General features: G+C 57.7%; 17 protein-coding genes and 1 tRNA gene. 14 read left to right on the top strand and 4 right to left on the bottom strand.

What is annotated here, in order from left to right; genetic code table 11:
- Positions 1 to 159 precede the first annotated feature (159 nt).
- Positions 160 to 2,346, bottom strand: a complete 2,187-nt coding sequence (gene uvrB / locus GS632_RS20045) for an excinuclease ABC subunit UvrB (RefSeq protein WP_171179317.1) — start codon at positions 2,344 to 2,346, stop codon at positions 160 to 162.
- Positions 2,347 to 2,615: 269 nt separating this feature from the next.
- On the opposite strand from uvrB, the gene GS632_RS20040 reads away from it, so the two are divergent.
- From GS632_RS20040 to GS632_RS19980, 13 genes are all read left to right on the top strand, one after another.
- Positions 2,616 to 2,927 (top strand): ETC complex I subunit, encoded by a 312-nt coding sequence (locus GS632_RS20040; protein ID WP_171105518.1) that lies wholly within the window; start codon positions 2,616 to 2,618, stop codon positions 2,925 to 2,927.
- Complete coding sequence (locus GS632_RS20035) at positions 2,928 to 3,404, top strand: GNAT family N-acetyltransferase (RefSeq protein ID WP_171179319.1); 477 nt, start codon at positions 2,928 to 2,930, stop codon at positions 3,402 to 3,404. It begins immediately after the preceding gene.
- Between the two features lie 21 nt (positions 3,405 to 3,425).
- Positions 3,426 to 3,502 (top strand) — tRNA-Arg (locus GS632_RS20030).
- Positions 3,503 to 3,944: 442 nt separating this feature from the next.
- A complete protein-coding gene (gene iolG, locus GS632_RS20025; RefSeq protein ID WP_171722373.1) occupies positions 3,945 to 4,958 on the top strand; it encodes an inositol 2-dehydrogenase in 1,014 nt (337 codons plus the stop codon).
- A 124-nt stretch (positions 4,959 to 5,082) separates the two neighbouring features.
- Complete coding sequence (locus GS632_RS20020) at positions 5,083 to 6,003, top strand: sugar ABC transporter substrate-binding protein (RefSeq protein ID WP_171239051.1); 921 nt, start codon at positions 5,083 to 5,085, stop codon at positions 6,001 to 6,003.
- A 68-nt stretch (positions 6,004 to 6,071) separates the two neighbouring features.
- Entirely contained in the window at positions 6,072 to 7,178 is a 1,107-nt protein-coding gene (locus GS632_RS20015; protein ID WP_171179325.1) for an ABC transporter permease, read from the top strand.
- A 1-nt stretch (position 7,179) separates the two neighbouring features.
- Complete coding sequence (locus tag GS632_RS20010) at positions 7,180 to 8,001, top strand: ATP-binding cassette domain-containing protein (protein ID WP_171179327.1); 822 nt, start codon at positions 7,180 to 7,182, stop codon at positions 7,999 to 8,001.
- 153 nt (positions 8,002 to 8,154) lie between these two features.
- On the top strand, positions 8,155 to 9,987 hold the full coding sequence (gene iolD / locus GS632_RS20005) for a 3D-(3,5/4)-trihydroxycyclohexane-1,2-dione acylhydrolase (decyclizing) (protein ID WP_171722372.1): 1,833 nt from the start codon (positions 8,155 to 8,157) through the stop codon (positions 9,985 to 9,987).
- Entirely contained in the window at positions 9,984 to 10,883 is a 900-nt protein-coding gene (gene iolE / locus GS632_RS20000; RefSeq protein ID WP_171179331.1) for a myo-inosose-2 dehydratase, read from the top strand. Before iolD ends, iolE begins: the two co-directional genes overlap by 4 nt.
- A 48-nt stretch (positions 10,884 to 10,931) precedes the next feature.
- Complete coding sequence (locus tag GS632_RS19995) at positions 10,932 to 12,113, top strand: phytanoyl-CoA dioxygenase family protein (RefSeq protein WP_171179332.1); 1,182 nt, start codon at positions 10,932 to 10,934, stop codon at positions 12,111 to 12,113.
- A gap of 48 nt (positions 12,114 to 12,161) precedes the next feature.
- On the top strand, positions 12,162 to 12,968 hold the full coding sequence (gene iolB, locus GS632_RS19990) for a 5-deoxy-glucuronate isomerase (protein ID WP_171179334.1): 807 nt from the start codon (positions 12,162 to 12,164) through the stop codon (positions 12,966 to 12,968).
- The gene (locus GS632_RS19985; protein ID WP_171179336.1) at positions 12,965 to 13,723 is read left to right on the top strand and encodes an SDR family NAD(P)-dependent oxidoreductase; all 759 of its coding nucleotides are present in this window, start codon (positions 12,965 to 12,967) and stop codon (positions 13,721 to 13,723) included. Before iolB ends, GS632_RS19985 begins: the two co-directional genes overlap by 4 nt.
- A gap of 26 nt (positions 13,724 to 13,749) precedes the next feature.
- Positions 13,750 to 14,529 (top strand): TIM barrel protein, encoded by a 780-nt coding sequence (locus tag GS632_RS19980; protein WP_171179338.1) that lies wholly within the window; start codon positions 13,750 to 13,752, stop codon positions 14,527 to 14,529.
- Between the two features lie 15 nt (positions 14,530 to 14,544).
- Here GS632_RS19980 and GS632_RS19975 read toward each other — a convergent pair whose 3' ends face one another.
- From GS632_RS19975 to iolC, 3 genes are read right to left on the bottom strand one after another with little or no spacing between them, the layout of a single operon-like run.
- Positions 14,545 to 15,384: a class II fructose-bisphosphate aldolase gene (locus tag GS632_RS19975; RefSeq protein WP_171179340.1), complete on the bottom strand. Its 840-nt coding sequence runs from the start codon at positions 15,382 to 15,384 to the stop codon at positions 14,545 to 14,547.
- Positions 15,381 to 16,217, bottom strand: coding sequence for a 5-deoxy-glucuronate isomerase (locus GS632_RS19970; protein ID WP_171239049.1), 837 nt, complete (start codon positions 16,215 to 16,217; stop codon positions 15,381 to 15,383). The genes GS632_RS19975 and GS632_RS19970 overlap by 4 nt, the downstream gene beginning before the upstream one ends.
- A gap of 9 nt (positions 16,218 to 16,226) precedes the next feature.
- Positions 16,227 to 17,207 (bottom strand): 5-dehydro-2-deoxygluconokinase, encoded by a 981-nt coding sequence (gene iolC / locus GS632_RS19965; protein WP_171179345.1) that lies wholly within the window; start codon positions 17,205 to 17,207, stop codon positions 16,227 to 16,229.
- Positions 17,208 to 17,318: 111 nt separating this feature from the next.
- Between iolC and GS632_RS19960 the strand changes: the two genes are divergently transcribed.
- Positions 17,319 to 18,422, top strand: coding sequence for a Gfo/Idh/MocA family protein (locus GS632_RS19960; RefSeq protein WP_171179347.1), 1,104 nt, complete (start codon positions 17,319 to 17,321; stop codon positions 18,420 to 18,422).
- The last annotated feature ends 9 nt before the right edge of the window (positions 18,423 to 18,431 follow it).

The raw sequence follows: 18,431 nt of genomic DNA, 5'->3' as shown, positions 1-18,431 counted from the left end.
CTCTGCAATCGCGCTCGCCGCACTCGTTATCTTTTGGCTATGAGTCCTGAGCCTAGAAATGTATCTGGTGTCATGGAGCAATAGAAGAAACAATTTAACAGTTTGAGGAGTGTAAAGATCACGACAACCAGGCATTCTGCAGGGTGAACTGTGTGGCTACTACCGCTTCCGCCTCTTCACATTCCCGCCCCGCTGCCCCGGCCTGCCAGCCGTTGACCGTCCGCGCGACTTCACCGCGTCTTCCGAGGCTTTCTCGACCGCCCATTGCCGTGCCATGGGGTCGTCGGCGACGGCCAGATCGACCGCTTCCAGACGTTTGATCTCGTCCCGGATATTGGCGGCCTCTTCGAATTCCAGGTTTTCGGCGGCCTTACGCATCTTCTCACGCAGCCCGTCCAGGTGCGCTTCCAAATTCGCCCCGTGCATCGGTTTGTCGATGGTGGCGGTGACGCGGTTCATGTCGACGTCGCCTTCGTAGAGACCGGCCAGAACGTCCTCGACATTTTTCTTAACCGTCTCAGGCGTGATGCCGTGTTCTTCGTTATAGGCAAGCTGTTTGGCGCGGCGGCGGTTGGTTTCGTTCAGCGCGCGCTCCATCGAACCGGTGATCTTGTCGGCATACATGATCACCCGACCATCGGCGTTGCGCGCGGCACGACCGATGGTTTGAACCAGAGAAGTCTCGGACCGCAGGAAACCCTCTTTATCCGCGTCCAGAATGGCGACCAGACCGCATTCCGGGATGTCGAGCCCCTCGCGCAGCAGGTTGATGCCGACCAGCACATCGAACGCCCCCAGCCGAAGGTCGCGCAGGATTTCGATGCGTTCCAGAGTGTCGATATCCGAGTGCATGTAACGCACTTTGATGCCCTGTTCGTGCAGGTATTCGGTCAGGTCCTCGGCCATGCGCTTGGTCAGCGTGGTGACCAGCGTGCGGAACCCATTGGCGGCAACTTTGCGCACTTCGTCCAGCAAGTCGTCGACCTGCATGGAGACCGGGCGGATCTCGACCTCGGGGTCCAGCAGGCCGGTGGGGCGGATCACCTGTTCGGTGAAGACGCCGCCGGTCTGTTCGATCTCCCACTTGGCGGGGGTGGCCGAGACGAAGACGGATTGCGGGCGCATGGCGTCCCATTCCTCGAACTTCAGCGGTCGGTTATCCATGCAGGACGGCAGGCGGAACCCGTGTTCAGCCAGCGTGAATTTGCGCCGATAGTCTCCCCGGTACATGCCGCCGATCTGCGGAACGCTGACGTGGGATTCGTCGGCGAAGACGATGGCGTTGTCGGGGATGAATTCGAAAAGGGTCGGGGGCGGTTCACCCGGAGCGCGGCCCGTGAGGTAGCGCGAATAGTTCTCGATCCCGTTGCAGACGCCAGTGGCTTCGAGCATTTCCAGATCGAAATTGGTGCGCTGTTCCAGCCGTTGAGCCTCCAGCAATTTGCCTTCGCCCACCAGTTGGTCCAGCCGGATGCGCAGTTCCTTTTTGATCCCGATGATCGCCTGCTGCATCGTGGGTTTCGGCGTCACGTAGTGCGAGTTCGCGTAGACCCGCACTTGCTCCATCGTGGCAGCGCGTTCTCCGGTCAAAGGGTCGAACTCGGTGATCTGTTCCAGTTCCTCGCCGAAGAACGACAGTTTCCACGCGCGATCCTCAAGGTGGGCGGGCCAGATTTCCAGTGAATCGCCCCGCACCCGGAACGATCCACGCTGAAACGCCTGATCGTTGCGGCGGTATTGCTGGGCGACCAGATCGGCCATCACCTGCCGCTGGTCGTATTCATTGCCGACTTTCAGATCCTGCGTCATCGCCCCATAGGTCTCGACCGAGCCGATACCGTAGATGCAAGACACTGACGCCACGATGATCACATCATCGCGTTCCAGCAGCGCCCGCGTGGCCGAGTGGCGCATCCGGTCGATCTGTTCGTTGATCTGGGATTCTTTCTCAATGTACGTGTCCGAGCGCGGCACATAGGCTTCGGGCTGGTAGTAATCGTAATACGAGACGAAGTATTCCACTGAGTTTTCGGGGAAGAAGCCTTTGAACTCTCCGTAAAGCTGCGCCGCCAGTGTCTTGTTTGGGGCAAGAATGATGGCTGGGCGCTGGGTTTCCTCGATCACCTTGGCCATGGTGAAAGTTTTACCCGTGCCGGTTGCCCCCAGCAGAACCTGATCGCGCTCGCCGTCCAATACGCCGCCAGCCAGTTCCTTGATGGCCGTTGGCTGGTCGCCCGCGGGGTTGAATTCGGTGTGCATCACAAACTGCTTGCCGCCTTCCAGTTTCAGGCGCGCGCGCACATCTTCGGCGGTCAGTTGGGTTTTGTCGGAATGGGCGTAAGGCATCGGCAGGCTCCGCAATCAGGCCCCTACATTTGTTCTTATTTTGTCCGTCTGCAAGGGCTGATCCAGAATCATTGTGCTCTACGCGGCCTGATGTCTTGCGACTGATGATTCATCGAGATGCCTCGCCGTTTGATGTATCTCTGGTTTATCTTAGACTAATGACAATTTCTGACATCAGTGTGGGGGTAAAAGCCGCTACAATTGCAATCTTGCCCCCGGGCACGCTCTGACGCATAAACAGCTCAGCCAAGTGAGTACGGAGAGGCGACATGCGCGCACGGATTTACCAGCCTTCGCGAAACGCGATGACTTCGGGGATGGCCAAGACCCGCAAATGGGTTCTGGAATACGCCCCGGCCTCGGCCCGTGAAGTTGATCCGCTGATGGGCTGGACGTCGTCCAACGATACGCAGACTCAGGTGCGCTTGAAATTCGACACCAAGGAAGAAGCTTTGGATTACGCCAAGGACAACGGCATCGAAGTTCAGGTCAGCGAGCCGCACAAACGTAAGCCAAATCTGCGTGCCCGTGGCTATGGCGAGAACTTTGCTACCGACAGGCGCGGTCCCTGGACTCACTAAATGATCGACATTCGTAAGGCCGACCCGACCTCGGACGCGCTTCGCGCCGTGGTAGATGCGCATTTCTCCCATAGCGAAACGGCAGGCCCTGCCGAAAGCAACCATACAATGGATGCTGAGTCGCTGGCGGGGCCCGGGATTCGGTTTTGGGCGATTTACGAGGGTCAGCAGCCCTTGGGGTGTGGCGCGTTGAAGATGCTGCCGGACGGAACCGCCGAGGTGAAGTCCGTGCACATTCTGGCACAGGCGCGGGGTCGTGGGTTGGCGCGACTGATGATGCAGCACATGGCTGACATTGCGCGCGCCGAGGGGATTGAAGCCCTTGTTCTGGAAACCGGTGCCGCACATCTGGCGGAATATGATGCGGCACGTAAGCTCTACGAGGCTTTGGGTTATTCCTATTGCGAGCCGATCTTTGGGTACGAGGCCGATCCCAACAGCGCATTCATGCGCTTGCCTCTTGAACCCTGCGGGTAAAACCAGCAAGAAGGGCGTAGCGGTCCCTTAGCTCAACTGGATAGAGCAGCTGACTTCTAATCAGCAGGTTGAGGGTTCGAGTCCTTCAGGGATCGCCATTTTCACAAGTTGCGCACTGAAGTACGGCTGCATCTGCGCTTGCAGCCGTGAAAAAGCCCTATAGCAAGGCGGCTCTGACGTTTGCTGGCCTGTGTTCTTGCCAAATCAGAGTTAGCCAAGCCATCAATAGTTTAGGAAGAATAAAGGGGCTGGACGAGGGGGTCATGCCAGCCCCTTTTAAGGGGTCACAGAGTGGTAGTGTGTGTTCCTTAACTGAAACGTACCCTGATTCACCGCGTTCGGAAATTGGGGGATTCCCGTAGATGCGAAAATACGCGGATTTCGGCGTACACGGCATTGCATGAAGACTTCCCCAGGCCCCTTTAGGGCAATCGTTTCGAGAGTTCTGTCGCGAAATCTCAAGTCTGTTGAAAAAAAATATTGCAACCGGTTGCAAAGAGAATCATTGTTACGCCCAATACCAAGATTCGGGAGAGTTGCATGTTGAAGGTAGGTTTGCTGGGCGCTGGGCGCATCGGACGTGTACATGCGCAAGCCATTTCGGCCCATTCAAACAGCAAACTCTGTGCAGTCTCAGACGCTGTACCGGAAGCGGCAGAAAGCCTTGCTAACGAATATGGGGCGCAAGCGCGCGGATCGGATGAGATCATAGCAGACCCCCAAATTGATGCGGTTTTGATCGCAACCCCGACGGATACGCATTCCGACCTGATTGAGACGGCGACCGCTGCTGGCAAGGCGGTTCTGTGTGAAAAGCCAGTTGACCTGAGCCTGGACCGTGCCGTGCAATGTTTAAAAACAGTGTCCGGGCGGGGTAAGCCTGTGATGATTGGGTTTAACCGGCGATTTGACCCGCATTTTTCGGCGCTGAAAGAAATTTTGGAGGCGGGCGAAGTCGGCACAGCCGAGCTGCTGTCGATTACATCATTTGATCCTGCGCCTCCGCCGGTCAGTTATGTAAAAGTTTCAGGCGGGCTGTTTCGGGACATGATGATTCATGATTTCGACATGGCGAATTTTTTGATGGGGGATGTGCCGCATACCATCTCGGCCGTCGGATCGTCGCTTGTCGACGCCGAGATTGGTGCAGCCGGCGATGTGGATACCGCTGTGGTGACAATGACTTACGCAGATGGTCGTATTGCTGTCATTAAAAACTCGCGCCGCGCGGCCTATGGGTATGATCAACGGGTCGAGTTACTGGGTTCCAAGGGCTTGTTGCAGGTACATAATGCGCTTGAAAATACCGTGGTCAAATCAACGGCCGAGGGCGTTGTTGGGGCGAAGCCAACCTATTTCTTTCTGGAACGCTATATGCCCGCTTACCGGGTAGAATGGGCTGCTTTTGTCAAAGCTGTTGCGAATGGGTCGGACGTGCCGGTTTCGTTGAAGGATGGCGTTGCCGCGCTTGCCATGGCCGAGGCCGCCACCCTGTCAATGCACTCCGGGAAACCGGTTCGGATGGAAGAAGTTTTGAAACCGGTTGCAAAATGATCGAAATTCTTCAAACTTACGTCAGCTCGGTTTTGCGCCGCAGCCAATCAGATTCGGCACAGCCGGATGATCGGGGCTGGTTCCCCGACGGAAGATCAGACTGAAATCATGGGAGGAACCTGAAATGAAGAAATTTGTGAAAGGCGCGCTTGCTGCCGGGGCTCTGGCCCTGGCCACTCCTGCGTTTGCGCAGGAAATCGTGGTTGTGTCACACGGCCAGGCCAACGATGCGTTTTGGAACGTTGTGAAAAACGGGGTCGAGCAGGCCGGTAAGGACGTCGGCGTGAATGTGGAATATCGCGCGCCGGAAACCTTTGACATGGTGGCCATGTCGCAATTGATAGATGCAGCGGTGAACCAGGAGCCTGACGGCCTGATCGTCTCGATCCCGGATGCGGATGCGCTTGGCCCCTCAATTGAACGCGCGGTTGCCGCCGGTATCCCGGTGATCTCGATCAACTCGGGTTCGGATGTCTCGAAAGACCTAGGTGCGCTGCTGCATGTGGGTCAGGACGAATTTGACGCCGGCAAGGCCGCTGGTGAAGAACTGGCAGCTATGGGTGGCAAAACGGCGATCTGTGTGAACCACGAAGTGGGCAACGTTGCGCTGGACCTGCGGTGTGCAGGTTTTGCGGAAGGTTTCGGTGGTGATGTCGAAGTTCTTCCGACCTCGAATGACCCGTCGGAAATCGAGTCGAAAGTTGCCGCTGCTCTGGCTGCAAACGAAGCGGTCGACACTGTGATGGCATTGGGTGCAAGCTCGGCCGGTGAGCCGACCGTTGCAGCCGTCAAAGGCTCGGGCCGGGATGTAAATGTTGCGTCCTTCGACCTGTCGGCCAACTTCCTGCAGTCGATCGCGGACGGCGATGCAGCATTTGCCATCGATCAGCAGCAGTATCTGCAGGGGTACCTGTCGGTGAACTTTATGGGCCTGCACGCGAAATATGGCCTGATGCCCGGCGGCAACGTTCCTTCGGGTCCCAACCTGGTGACTCAGGAGAAGGCCGCTCAGGTGATCGAACTGTCTTCGCAGGGCATTCGCTGACCCATTCCGGAACCTGAACAAATCGGGGCGGCGCAGCAGCGCCGTTCCCACCCAAATGGGAGGAAACGATGAGTGACTCAGCTCAAGTCGCCGGGGACGAAAGGGTCAAAAAAGAACCTTTCATGACCAAACTCATGAAACGGCCCGAACTCGGTGCGATGGCCGGTGTTGTCCTGGTGGTTATCTTTTTTGCCATCACAGCAGACGACTCGATGTTTACCCTGGCCGGGATCATGAACTTCATGACACCTGCGGCGCAGTTGGGAATTCTGGCCATCGGTGCCGCGCTTCTGATGATCGGAGGGGAGTTTGACCTGTCCATCGGCTCGATGGTGGCGTTTGCGGGCCTGTTCTTTGGCGTCTGTGTGGTCACTTGGCAGTTGCCACTGATCGTTGCGATCCCAATGACTTTTATCTTTGCAGCTTTTGTCGGGGCAATAAACGGAAACATCGTGATCCGGTCAGGTCTGCCATCCTTCATCGTGACCCTGGCTTTCCTATTCATTCTGCGCGGTCTGTCGTTGGTTGGCCTGAAGGCCGCCACCGGAGGATCGACGCAGTTGCGTGGCGTTCGTGACGTGGTTGAGAACGACTGGCTGGCTCCGTTCTTTTCAGGCGAGGCTTTCGGCGGCCTGTTTACCTGGCTGGCCGAGAAAGGCATGATCGATACCTTCAAAAGTGGTGCGCCCAAGGTGCCTGGCATCCCGGTTGAAATCCTGTGGTTCATTGTTCTGGCGCTTGCAGCAACTTACGTGCTGCTGCGAACCCCGGCAGGGAACTGGATTTTCGCGTCGGGCGGCGACAGCACGGCGGCGTCAAACTCTGGTGTGCCGGTGAACCGGGTCAAAGTTTCGCTGTTTATGCTGACCGCCTGCTGTGCCGCACTGGTCGCCATCATTACCGTGATCGACGCAGGCTCGACCGACGCACGTCGTGGCTTCCAGAAGGAATTTGAGGCGATCATCGCCGCCGTGATTGGTGGCTGTCTGCTGACAGGCGGTTATGGTTCGGCCATTGGCGCGTTTTTTGGTGCGATCATCTTCGGTATGGTTGTCATCGGTCTGACCTATACAGACTTCGATCAGGACTGGTTCCAGGTTTTCCTTGGCGCGATGCTGTTGATTGCGGTTCTGTTCAACAACGCGATCCGTAAGCGCGTAACCGGGGAGCGCTGATATGACCGAAGATACCAAGTTCCACCACGGCGATGCGGCAGCGGATGTGGCGCCCATCGTCGAAATGAAGAACATCGAAAAGCACTTTGGCAACATCATCGCTTTGGCGGGCGTCAGCTTTGACGTCAAACCGGGAGAATGTCATTGCCTGCTGGGCGACAACGGTGCAGGTAAATCAACCTTCATCAAGACCATGTCGGGCGTGCACAAACCCACCAAGGGCGAGATCTTCTTTGAAGGCAAGCCGCTGCATTTCGACACGCCTCGGGATGCGATGGAGGCGGGCATTGCGACCGTGTTCCAGGATCTGGCCATGATCCCGCTAATGAGTGTCACGCGCAACTTCTTCATGGGTCGCGAACCGACCAAGGGCAAAGGCCTGATGAAGCGGTTCGATGTCGAACAGGCGAATGATGTTTGCATGGAAGAGATGCGCAAAATGGGCATCAACCTGCGTGGGCCGGATCAGGCCGTGGGCACTTTGTCTGGCGGTGAGCGGCAGACCGTCGCCATTGCCCGCGCCGTGTATTTCGGTGCCAAGATTCTGATCTTGGACGAACCGACCTCGGCCCTTGGGGTGCGTCAAACCTCGAATGTTCTGGCAACCATCGACAAGGTGCGCAGCCAGGGGGTTGGTGTGGTCTTCATCAGCCATAACGTGCGCCACGCTTTGGCGGTGGGTGACCGGTTTACCGTGCTGAATCGCGGCAAAACGCTGGGCACGGCGACCCGTGGTGAGATTACCCCCGAACAGTTGCAGGACCTGATGGCCGGTGGTCAGGAAATGGCCGAGCTGGAAGGGTCTTTGGGCGGTACAGTCTAAACTTTGAAAACCTGGATGCCCCTCGGGGGGCATCCGACCGGGCGGTGACACCTGAGCTCACACTCAATTCAGGCTTGAGGCATTGGCCTGACATCTTCGTAAAAAAGCAACCTGTGGGCCGCTGGCAGCGGTTTCAAGTTGAAAGGGATCATGATGAGCAAGACAGTCCGACTGACCGCGGCGCAGGCTCTGGTGCGCTATCTTGGGGCGCAGATGAACGAGGCCGGAGAGCCCTTTATCGCAGGTGTCTGGGCCATTTTCGGCCATGGCAATGTTGCCGGGTTGGGTGAGGCGCTGCATGGTGTGAAAGACAGCCTGCCCACCTATCGTGGCCATAACGAACAGACCATGGCGCATTGCGCGATTGCCTATGCCAAGCAACTGGGCCGCAAACGGGCGATGGCTGTGACCTCGTCGATCGGACCGGGGGCGACCAATATGGTTACCGCTGCCGCTCTGGCCCATGTGAACCGCCTGCCTGTTTTGCTGCTGCCCGGCGACGTGTTTGCAACCCGTGGGCCCGATCCAGTGCTTCAGCAACCCGAAGTATTCTCGGATGGAACCATCAGCGCGAATGATTGTTTCCGACCGGTCAGCCGATATTTCGACCGCGTCACGCGCCCGGAACACCTACTGACGGCCCTGCCGCGTGCCTTTCGTACCATGACAGACCCGGCCGACTGCGGCCCGGCCACCTTGGCCTTTTGCCAAGATGTGCAGGCCGAGGCATATGATTATCCCGAAAGCTTCTTCGAGCCGCGCGTCTGGTATCAGCGTCGCATTCGCCCGGATGAGGGTGAGCTGGCGCGGGCTGTGGCGGCAATCAAGGCGGCCAAACGCCCTGTGATCGTCGCGGGAGGCGGCGTGCATTATTCGGACGCAACCGCCGCGCTACAAAGCTTTGCCGAGGCGCACAACATCCCGGTGGCCGAAACACAGGCGGGCAAATCCGCATTGGCATGGGATCATCCGCTGAACGTCGGACCCATTGGTGTGACCGGTGGCGAACCCGCCAACAACATCTGCGCCGAGGCTGACCTTGTGCTGGGCGTTGGTACCCGTTTTCAGGATTTCACCACCGGGTCTTGGGGCTTGTTTGCCAACCCCGAGCGGGCTCTGATCAGTTTGAACACCGCGGCCTACGACGCCGAAAAGCACGGGGCGATGCCGCTGCAATCTGACGCGCGCGTTGGTCTGAATGAACTGGCCGAAGCGCTGGGTAACCATCGTGCGCCGGACCTGCCTGCGACGTTGAAGTCCGATTGGTTTGGCAAGGTTGATGCGCTTACCGATGCACCAAAGGACAGCAACGCGCTGCCGACGGATATGCAGGTGATCGGCGCGGTACAGCGGGCGGCCGATGCAAACACCGTTGCGATGTGTGCCGCAGGCACAATGCCGGGTGAGTTGCACAAGCTTTGGAAAGCACCGGGCCCTGGGGCTTATCACATGGAATACGGTTTCAGCTGCATGGGCTATGAAATCGCGGGCGCGATGGGGATCAAAATGGCCCACCCGGACCGGGATGTGATCTGCTTTACCGGTGACGGCACCTATATGATGGCGAATTCCGAAATGGCGACGGCGGCGATGATGGGGATTTCCTTCACCGTTATTGTTACCGACAACCGAGGTTTCGGCTGCATCAACCGCTTGCAGATGGGCACGGGCGGGGCGGAGTTTAACAACCTTCTCGACCACACAGTCCACGAAACGGCTTCTGCCATCGACTTTGCAGCCCATGCGGCAGCGATGGGGGCGACCTCGGTCAAGGTCAGCTCGATTGCCGAGCTTGAGGACGCGCTGGCCAAACGTTCAGACGTCAAAGGCCCATACGTTGTGGTGATCGACACCGACCCGTACCCCTCGACCGAATATGGCGGAACGTGGTGGGAAGTGGCTGTGCCCGAGGTCAGCATCCGACCCGAAGTGAATGAAAAACGCGCGGCTTATGAGGTCGCCATCAAGGAAAGAAACACGAAATGAGCGTGAAGATCGGTATCTCTCCGATTGCTTGGCAGAATGACGACCTGCCTGATCTGACTGCGGCCTATACGATGGAGCAGGCGCTGAAAGAAGCGCGCGAGATTGGCTATACCGGCGTCGAGCGCGGCCAGCGGATGCCCGGCGACACCGAAGGCTTGCGTGCCTATCTGGACGCCAACGACATCGCGCTTTGTGGCGGATGGTGTTCGGGCGCAACCTTAGTCAACGACTTTGATGCAGAGGTTGCGGCTGTTCGTGAGCAAGTTGAGCAGTTTGTTGCGCTGAACAGCCCGTGCATCGTTTATGCCGAATGCTCCAATACCGTTCAGGGGCAGATTGGAACGCCGGTTAATGCCCGCCCCAGATTGTCCAAAGACGAGGTTCTGGCCTATGCGGCCAAGCTGAGCGAGTTGGCCAAGTGGACGGCAGATCAGGGTATGCCGATGGCGTATCACCATCACATGGGCACGATCATCGAAAGCGAGGATGAGGTAAACTGGCTGATGGAAGGCTCGGGTCCCGAACTGAAGCTGTGTTTCGATACCGGCCATTTGCTGTTTGGCGGTGGCGACGTGATGGCTACGCTGAACCGCTGGGGTGACCGGGTGCATCACGTTCACTTCAAAGACATCCGCCCTGACGTTGTGCAGGACACGCGTGAGAACAACCGCAGCTTCCTTGATGCAGTGATCGCAGGTGCCTTTACGGTACCCGGCGATGGCTGCATCGATTTTCAGGCTGTGGCCAATGCATTGAAAGCGATGGATTACAACGGTTGGATCGTGGTCGAGGCAGAACAAGACCCCGCCAAGGCGCCGCCCTACGAGTACTCCAAAATGGGATACGATCACATCGTCGAGGTTTGCGGCAAAGCAGGTTTGGAAATCAGCGCTTAAATCATCGCCCCACGGGGCAACACCGAAGCCATGAGAGAGGAGTATGTCATGGTCCATCAAGAACTTGGGTATGTCGGCTATTTCGACCGGGAATCCTGCGATCTGGATGAATTCAAGGTGTTGACCTCACAAAACCTGACAGCCGATGCGGTCCCACACACGGCGTCGGTGGAAAAGAACGTGCCAGTCTACGATATGCACGCTCTGCGTCCTGCGTTGGAGAGGGCGGATGAAAGAAGATCTCTGCTGGCAGAATGGGCGCGCGTGCTGGACAAGTCGGCGGGCGTAGTTGTTCTTAAGGGCGCTTTTGCGGACACGTCCGTGATCGATCGGGCGACTGACGTTTTCCAACAGATTATTGAAGAAGAACGTCAGGGCGCGGGTGGGGAAGGTGACCATTTTGCGGCCTCGGGCGCAAATGACCGAATTTGGAATGCGCTGCAAAAACAGTGCTTTCGCGACCCCGAAGGCTTTGCACTTTATTTCGGGAATGTGGCCATTGCTGCGGCCTGTGAAGCATGGCTGGGGCCAAATTACCAAGTGACCGCGCAGGTCAATCAGGTGCGCCCGGGCGGTAAAGCACAGCAGGCGCATCGGGATTACCATTTGGGCTTCCAAACGGCCGAGAGCGCTGCGCGGTATCCGGCGCATGCCCATCTGGTGACAGCGTCGCTGACCTTGCAGGGGGCAGTTGCGCATTGTGACATGCCAGTGGAAAGCGGACCAACCAAACTGTTGCCGTTCTCTCAGCTTTACCCACCGGGATACCTGGCTTTTCACGACGCAGCTCACCGCGCATATTTCGAGGAAAACTACATTCAGTTGCCGCTTGAAAAGGGTGACGCCGTTTTCTTCAACCCGGCGTTGTTTCATGCGGCGGGTGAGAACAGCAGCGCGGATATTCAGCGGATGGCGAACCTTCTGCAGATATCATCCCCTTTCGGGCGCGCGATGGAGATGATTGATCGGCATGCCATGTCGCTGGCAGTGTTCTCGTCCCTTGCCGCTCTGAAGCAACGTGGAGAGCTGGGCACGGCAGAGTTGGATGCAGCGATTGCCGCAACTGCTGAGGGCTATCCGTTTCCGACCAACCTGGACACGGACCCACCGGTTGGCGGCAACGCGCCCGACAGTCAGGCTGATATTTTGCACCAAGCTGTATCGGATGGCTGGACCAAGGCACAGCTGTCTGACGCGCTGTCCGCCTTGCAATCACGACAGGCCGCCTAAGGCCTAAACGGGCGGGCCTGAAAGCCCGCCCCAATAAGGAGAAAAAGAATGGCTGACCTGCTCAAGAAACCTTTCGGAACCCGTGGCAAGGTGCATGACATCACGCCTGCCAGCGCCGGATGGCGGTACGTGGGTTTTGGGTTGTATCACCTAAAGGCCGGGGACCGGGCAGCCGAGGTCACGGGGGACCGCGAAGTCATTCTGGTGATGGTCGAAGGCAAGGCGAAAATCACCGGGGCAGGTCAGGATTGGGGTGTGTTGGGCGAGCGGATGAACGTATTCGAAAAGACGCCACCGCATTGTCTGTACCTGCCCAACGGCACCGAATGGGAAGCTGTCGCCGAGACCGATTGCGTTTTGGCCGTCTGCTCAGCGCCGGGCAAGGGCGGTCATCAAGCGCGCCGGATCGGGCCTGATGGCATCACGCTCACCGAACGTGGCAAGGGTGTGAACACGCGATATATCAACAACATCGCGATGGAGAACGAGGACTATACCGATAGCCTGCTGGTGACAGAGGTCTTCACACCAAACGGGCACTGGTCTTCGTACCCCAGTCATCGCCATGACGAGGATGATTTCCCCAGGATCACCTATCTGGAAGAGACCTACTACCATCGGCTCAACCCTGCGAACGGGTTCGGGATACAGCGCGTTTATACCGATGACGGTCAGCTGGATGAAACGATGGCCGTATCCGATGGCGATGTTGTGACCGTCCCGCGCGGTCATCACCCTTGCGGCGCACCCTATGGGTTTGAGATGTACTATCTGAACGTCATGGCGGGACCTCTGCGGAAATGGCGATTTGTACCGGCCCCCGAGGTCGAATGGATCATGGAGCGTGACGGATGAGCAAAGATTTCGCCAATTACCCATGCCTTGCAGGAAAGACGGTTTTCATTACAGGAGGGGCCGGGGGGATTGGTGCGGAAACTGTTCGGGCCTTTGCCGAACAAGGGGCAAAGGTCGGGTTTCTGGACCTCAATGCGGATGCCGGACTTGCCTTGTTGTCGGATCTAGAGGGCGAGCACGCGTTTGCCCAATGCGATTTGCGCGACATTGAGGCGATGAACGCCGCGATGGGGCAATTGGTTGAAGAGTTGGGCGAAGCGGATGTGTTGGTCAACAATGCCGCCCATGATGACCGCCACGACTGGCGCGATGTGACGCCCGAGTATTGGGATGAGCGTATGGCGACCAATATTCGCCACATGTTTTTTGCCATTCAGTCGGTGGCTCCCAGCATGATTGCGAAGGGTGCGGGTTCGATCATAAATATCGGGTCGAATTCATGGTGGGAGGCCGGAGCGGGTTTTCCCGCTTATGCCACCGCCAAATCCGCAGTCCACGGCCTGACACGGACCATGGCGCGCGAGTTGGGGGATCACCGCATTCGCGTGAATGCGGTCGTGCCCGGCTGGATCATGACCGACCGTCAGAAAGACCTGTGGGTCACGCCCGAAGCGCTGGCCAAGCAGGTGGACCGGCAGTGCCTGCCGGACCCGATTGAACCGGTTTATGTCGCCCGAATGGTTCTGTTTTTAGCTTCAGACGACGCAGCCATGTGCAGCGCCGGGAACTTCATGGTCGAGGGCGGTTCGATCTGAACCTTTTGGGAAATTGGAGCGTTCACATGTCTCAACCCTTTCAGCTTGCGGCATGTGCCGAGATGCTGTGGCCGGACAAACCCATGGACTGGCGTGCCGCGCGCCTGACCGAGATGGGGTTTGGTGTGGGGCTTTGGAACTGGCCAGATTGGGATCTGGGCAAGCTGGAACGCGTTGGTGCGAACTATACGATCATGAACGGGTATCTTCAGGGTCGCCTTGCGGACCAAGAAGGCGCTGACATGTTGCTGCGATCCGCGCGCGAGACAGCTCAGATCGGTAAGCGCCTGGGCGTGGATCGTCTGAACCTGCACGGTACAGGCTTGGGAGATGGTGGAATTCCAATCCGGCAGTACGAGGTCGTGACCGGAGACATGTGGCTGAAGGCACGGGACACATTGCAACGCATCTGTGATCTGGCAGAGCAGGAAGATGTTGTTTTTACGTTGGAAAATCTGAACCCGCTGGACCATCCCGGCTGTCCTTTTGGGTCGACCGGGGATGTTCTGGCGCTTGTGTCCTCGGTCAATCATTCACACCTGCGCATCAATCTGGATCTATACCATACGCAGATCGGTGAAGGGGATCTTGTCCGTTGGTGCAAGAAATGCCTGCCATGGATCGGTGAAGTTCAGGTTGCTGACAATCCCGGCCGGTGTGAACCCGGAACTGGAGAGATCAATTATGCCGCCGTTGCACGGGCGTTGGATGACATGGGGTATCGCGGACCTGTCGGCCTAGAGGCTTTTGCGGCGGGCGACCCGGAAACGGCGCTTGAGGCCTTCCGGGCTGCCTTTACAATTTAAGCATGTTTGGGCGCTTTATCTTTGAGGTGGCGCGCCAAAGGCACGGATCACGGTGCGGGCAGCGGCCTCGACCGGGTCGTGGGTTTCCTTCAGTATGGTGACCCGATCAAACCTTTCAGGATCACGATTGACGGCGTCACGCATGGCGTGACCAAACGCCATGCGCAGTTCCGTTCCGATGTTGAACTTGCAAATCGAGGTCTCTCGCGCCAGTTTCATGCGCTGTTCCACCGGCACGCCTGACCCGCCGTGAATGACCAAAGGCACCTCGGTCAAGGCATCAATCTCGGCGATGCGCGCCTCATCCAAGCCCCCTTCTTTGTTCTGCTGCAAGTGAACATTGCCGACTGAAATCGCCATCGCGTCCACCCCGCTTTCACGAGCAAATATAGCGGCTTCCTCGGGGTCCGTTCCGTTCGATCCTTCGCCGCCAGAATATCCGACAAAGCCGATTTCGCCCTCGCAGGAAATCCCCGCTGCGTGGGCCATTTCGGCAATCGCGGCGGTCTCGTCGATGTTCTGTTGAAGCGGCTTGCGCGACCCATCGAACATCAGGGACGTAAACCCACTGTCCAGCGCGATCTTGCAGTCTTCATATGTGTAACCATGGTCCAGATGCGCAACGACTGGAACCGAAGCGTTTTCGGCCAGATAGCGGAACATTTTGCCCAGAATGGGCAGTGGTGTGTATTCGCGACAGCTGGGTCCGGCTTGCAGGATCACTGGCGCATTCTCGGCTTCGGCAGCGGCCACGTAAGCGCGCATGTCCTCCCAACCGAGTGTAACCAGCCCGCCAACGGCGTAACCCTGTTCATAGGCAGGTTGCAGGACGTCTTTCAGTGTGACCAGGGTCATTTGAACTTCGCGATCATGTCTTTGATGCCTGGGATTGTTTCGATCTGATAGGCATGTGTGGGTTGGAAATACTGCACCAGCGAGCGTTGGCTCAGCCCGCCGAGGATGGTGAAGTAATACATCTCATACCCCGGCAGAACGCAGCAGGGATGGTAGCCCTTGTCGATGCAGATCGTGGAGCCATCGACGATGTGATAGGCGTCGCCGGGCTCGTTGTCCTCGCGTTGCAGCATCTGTAGCCCCGAACCCCAGTTGGGTTTGAAACGGAAATTATAGGTCTCGTCGTGTCGCGTTTCGTCCGGCAGGCGGTTGGTGTCGTGCTTGTGGCTGGGAAACCCCGACCAGCCGCCCTGACCGACGGTAAACAGCTCACTCACCAACAGGCGACCGACTTTGTCGTGTTGCTTTTGGCCTAGTATGTGCTTGATCTTACGGTGTGTTTTGGTGTCGTCGCTGCCGTATTGTACAAGGTCATGATCACGCACATCGAACGGGTCCAGGACCTTGTCGTATTTGGCGCCGGCAATGAACACTTCGGTTTCATCCGACACGCAGGCCATCTGCACTTTCGCACCGACGGGCACATAAACGCCCTCGGGTTCTCCATCCCAGACATCTTCGCCCCGGTTGCCCAGCTTCGGGAAGGCAACGCCTTCGACGTCCACATCGACGCTGCCGGTGGCTGGCACGATGCAGGTCTCGTAGCCGGGAACCTGATATTCGAACGCCTCGCTCTTTTTCAGTTTGACGATGTTGAAATAGTTCAGCGGGACCGCTGGGTCATCGATGTCAACGATGGGTTTGTTCTGATTGTCAAAGGGCGCGATGTGCATGGGAGTCTCCTATGTGGTCGGGCCGGGGTGTGAGGCAAGGAACGCGTCCAGTTCAGCGGTCGTGGGCATGGCGGGCGCACAGCCCGGTTGAGACACCACAATCGATGCGCAGGCTGAGCCGCGCATGACAGCATCCTTCAGGTCATGGCCCGCGGCAATAGAGGCCAGCAGTCCCGCCATAAAACTGTCGCCTGCCCCATTGGGTTTGACAGCGGTGACCGGATAGATGCCGGTTTCAATCTCTTGCCCGTCCACCAACGTGACGGCACCTTTTTCGCCCATTTTGTAGATGACGATCCGACCGGGTTTTTCCGCCAGCTCTTTGGCCTTGGCAAAGCCCTTGTCGATACCGCCAGCCATGAACCCGAACTCTTCGTCATTGCCGACGATCAGATCGCTGGCTTCACCGGCCCGTGACAGGACCTCGGCGGCCACCTCGGGCGAAGGCCAGCTATAGGGGCGGTAGTCGATATCGAAGATGATTGGCAGGTCAACGGCTCGGGCGTTTTCGAACGCACGGAATGTGGCGCTGCGCGATGGTTCGGAGGCAAAGACTGTGCCTGCCGATATGACTGCCGAAAAGGACGAATAATCAACCTTGTCCATGTCCTCTTCAGTGACCTGAAAATCGACAGCCCCATTGCGGTAGATGACATTCTGAAAGTTCTCGATCCGGCTTTCGTAGACGGCCAAAGACATGCGGTATTCGCCGCCCAAAACGCGGATATAGGTGGTGTCTACGCCATAGTGGCGCAGACGGTTCAGGCAGAAGCGACCGACCGCATCGTCTGAGACTGACGTGATCAGAGAGGCCTGACTGCCCAGTTTAACCAATCCGGCGCAAATGTTCGCGGATGAACCACCCAGATCGGCATGGAACGTGTCGGCATCCTCGCTTTTGACGCCGATCGGATCTGCATACAGGTCCATTCCTGCGCGTCCCAGAACGGCAAAGCGGTTTCCTTTGATACCGTCTATCAGAGCGCTCAAGTCATGTCCTCCGGTAAAGTGGGTCGGCAAAGTTTGGACCTTGCGTTGAATCGATTCACACGATACTCATTTTGCAACCGGTTGCAAATAATATGTTCGGAGCCGTTGCAGATGCCTGAAATCGGAATTGGAATTGTGGGTGGCGGCTATATGGGCAAGGCTCATTCCGTTGCCATGTCGGCCGTTGGCGCGGTTTTTAACACCGCATTGAGGCCCCGGCTTGAGGTCATTTGTGCATCCAGCCCCGAAAGCGCCGAACGTTACCGGACGGCCTATTGTTTTGCGCGCGCGACCGACGATTGGCGCGTTTTGGTGGAAGACCCGAGGGTCGAGGCCATTGTGATCGCTTCACCGCAATCCACGCATCGTCAGATCGCCGAAGCAGCCTTTAGTCTGGGCAAGCCCGTGTTGTGTGAAAAGCCTTTGGGTGCATCACTTGAAGACAGTCAGGCCATGGTAGCAGCGGCCGATGCTGCAGGCGCTGTGAACATGGTAGGGTTCAACTATATTCGCACACCCGCCAGCCAGTATGCCCGCCAGCTTATAGTCGATGGAGAGATCGGCGACATCACGTGGTTCCGGGGTGAGCACACCGAAGACTTTTACGCCGATCCTCAGGCACCAGCCACGTGGCGGACAACGGGCATGGCCAATGGCACAATAGGAGATCTTGCGCCGCATATGGTGAACGGAGCGATGGCCCTGGTTGGTCCGATTGCGCAGGTGATGGCCGATGTGGAAACCGTGCATAAAACTCGGCCAGGTGGTGAGGTCACAAATGACGACCATGCCCAGATGATGTGCCGGTTCGAAAACGGCGTTATGGGCAACCTGTATTTCAGCCGCGTCGCGACGGGCCGTAAAATGGGCTATGCTTATGAAATATCAGGCACAAAAGGCGCAATCCGGTTCGATCAGGAAGACCAGAACGCGCTTTGGCTGTATAAGCGAGAGGGGCCCGAAGCTGCGCGCGGGTTCACTAAGATCCTGACAGGTCCTGCGCACCCGGACTACGAACCTTTCTGTCAGGGCCCTGGTCATGGCACCGGCTATCAGGACCAGATCATCATCGAGGCTAAGGACTTCCTTCAGGCTATCCATACCGGAGAAGCGATTTGGCCAACCTTCCGTGATGGGCATGAGGTAAACCGCGTTCTGGCCGCCGCCTTGGCGTCGTCAGACCAGCGGCAATGGAAAGACATCAGCGATTTCTGATCGCTCAAT

The organism is Ruegeria sp. HKCCD7296, from assembly GCF_013110775.1.
Taxonomy (GTDB): Bacteria; Pseudomonadota; Alphaproteobacteria; order Rhodobacterales; family Rhodobacteraceae; genus Ruegeria.
The sequence above is the reverse complement of the archived record's forward strand: the minus strand, read 5'-3'. Positions and strand labels throughout refer to the sequence as shown.

Excerpts from the sequence above, each read along its gene's own strand:
- uvrB (WP_171179317.1), bottom strand. The coding sequence starts at position 2,346 with ATGCCTTACGCCCATTCCGACAAAACCCAACTGACCGCCGAAGATGTG.
- GS632_RS20040 (WP_171105518.1), top strand. The coding sequence starts at position 2,616 with ATGCGCGCACGGATTTACCAGCCTTCGCGAAACGCGATGACTTCGGGG.
- GS632_RS20035 (WP_171179319.1), top strand. The coding sequence starts at position 2,928 with ATGATCGACATTCGTAAGGCCGACCCGACCTCGGACGCGCTTCGCGCC.
- iolG (WP_171722373.1), top strand. The coding sequence starts at position 3,945 with ATGTTGAAGGTAGGTTTGCTGGGCGCTGGGCGCATCGGACGTGTACAT.
- GS632_RS20020 (WP_171239051.1), top strand. The coding sequence starts at position 5,083 with ATGAAGAAATTTGTGAAAGGCGCGCTTGCTGCCGGGGCTCTGGCCCTG.
- GS632_RS20015 (WP_171179325.1), top strand. The coding sequence starts at position 6,072 with ATGAGTGACTCAGCTCAAGTCGCCGGGGACGAAAGGGTCAAAAAAGAA.
- GS632_RS20010 (WP_171179327.1), top strand. The coding sequence starts at position 7,180 with ATGACCGAAGATACCAAGTTCCACCACGGCGATGCGGCAGCGGATGTG.
- iolD (WP_171722372.1), top strand. The coding sequence starts at position 8,155 with ATGAGCAAGACAGTCCGACTGACCGCGGCGCAGGCTCTGGTGCGCTAT.
- iolE (WP_171179331.1), top strand. The coding sequence starts at position 9,984 with ATGAGCGTGAAGATCGGTATCTCTCCGATTGCTTGGCAGAATGACGAC.
- GS632_RS19995 (WP_171179332.1), top strand. The coding sequence starts at position 10,932 with ATGGTCCATCAAGAACTTGGGTATGTCGGCTATTTCGACCGGGAATCC.
- iolB (WP_171179334.1), top strand. The coding sequence starts at position 12,162 with ATGGCTGACCTGCTCAAGAAACCTTTCGGAACCCGTGGCAAGGTGCAT.
- GS632_RS19985 (WP_171179336.1), top strand. The coding sequence starts at position 12,965 with ATGAGCAAAGATTTCGCCAATTACCCATGCCTTGCAGGAAAGACGGTT.
- GS632_RS19980 (WP_171179338.1), top strand. The coding sequence starts at position 13,750 with ATGTCTCAACCCTTTCAGCTTGCGGCATGTGCCGAGATGCTGTGGCCG.
- GS632_RS19975 (WP_171179340.1), bottom strand. The coding sequence starts at position 15,384 with ATGACCCTGGTCACACTGAAAGACGTCCTGCAACCTGCCTATGAACAG.
- GS632_RS19970 (WP_171239049.1), bottom strand. The coding sequence starts at position 16,217 with ATGCACATCGCGCCCTTTGACAATCAGAACAAACCCATCGTTGACATC.
- GS632_RS19960 (WP_171179347.1), top strand. The coding sequence starts at position 17,319 with ATGCCTGAAATCGGAATTGGAATTGTGGGTGGCGGCTATATGGGCAAG.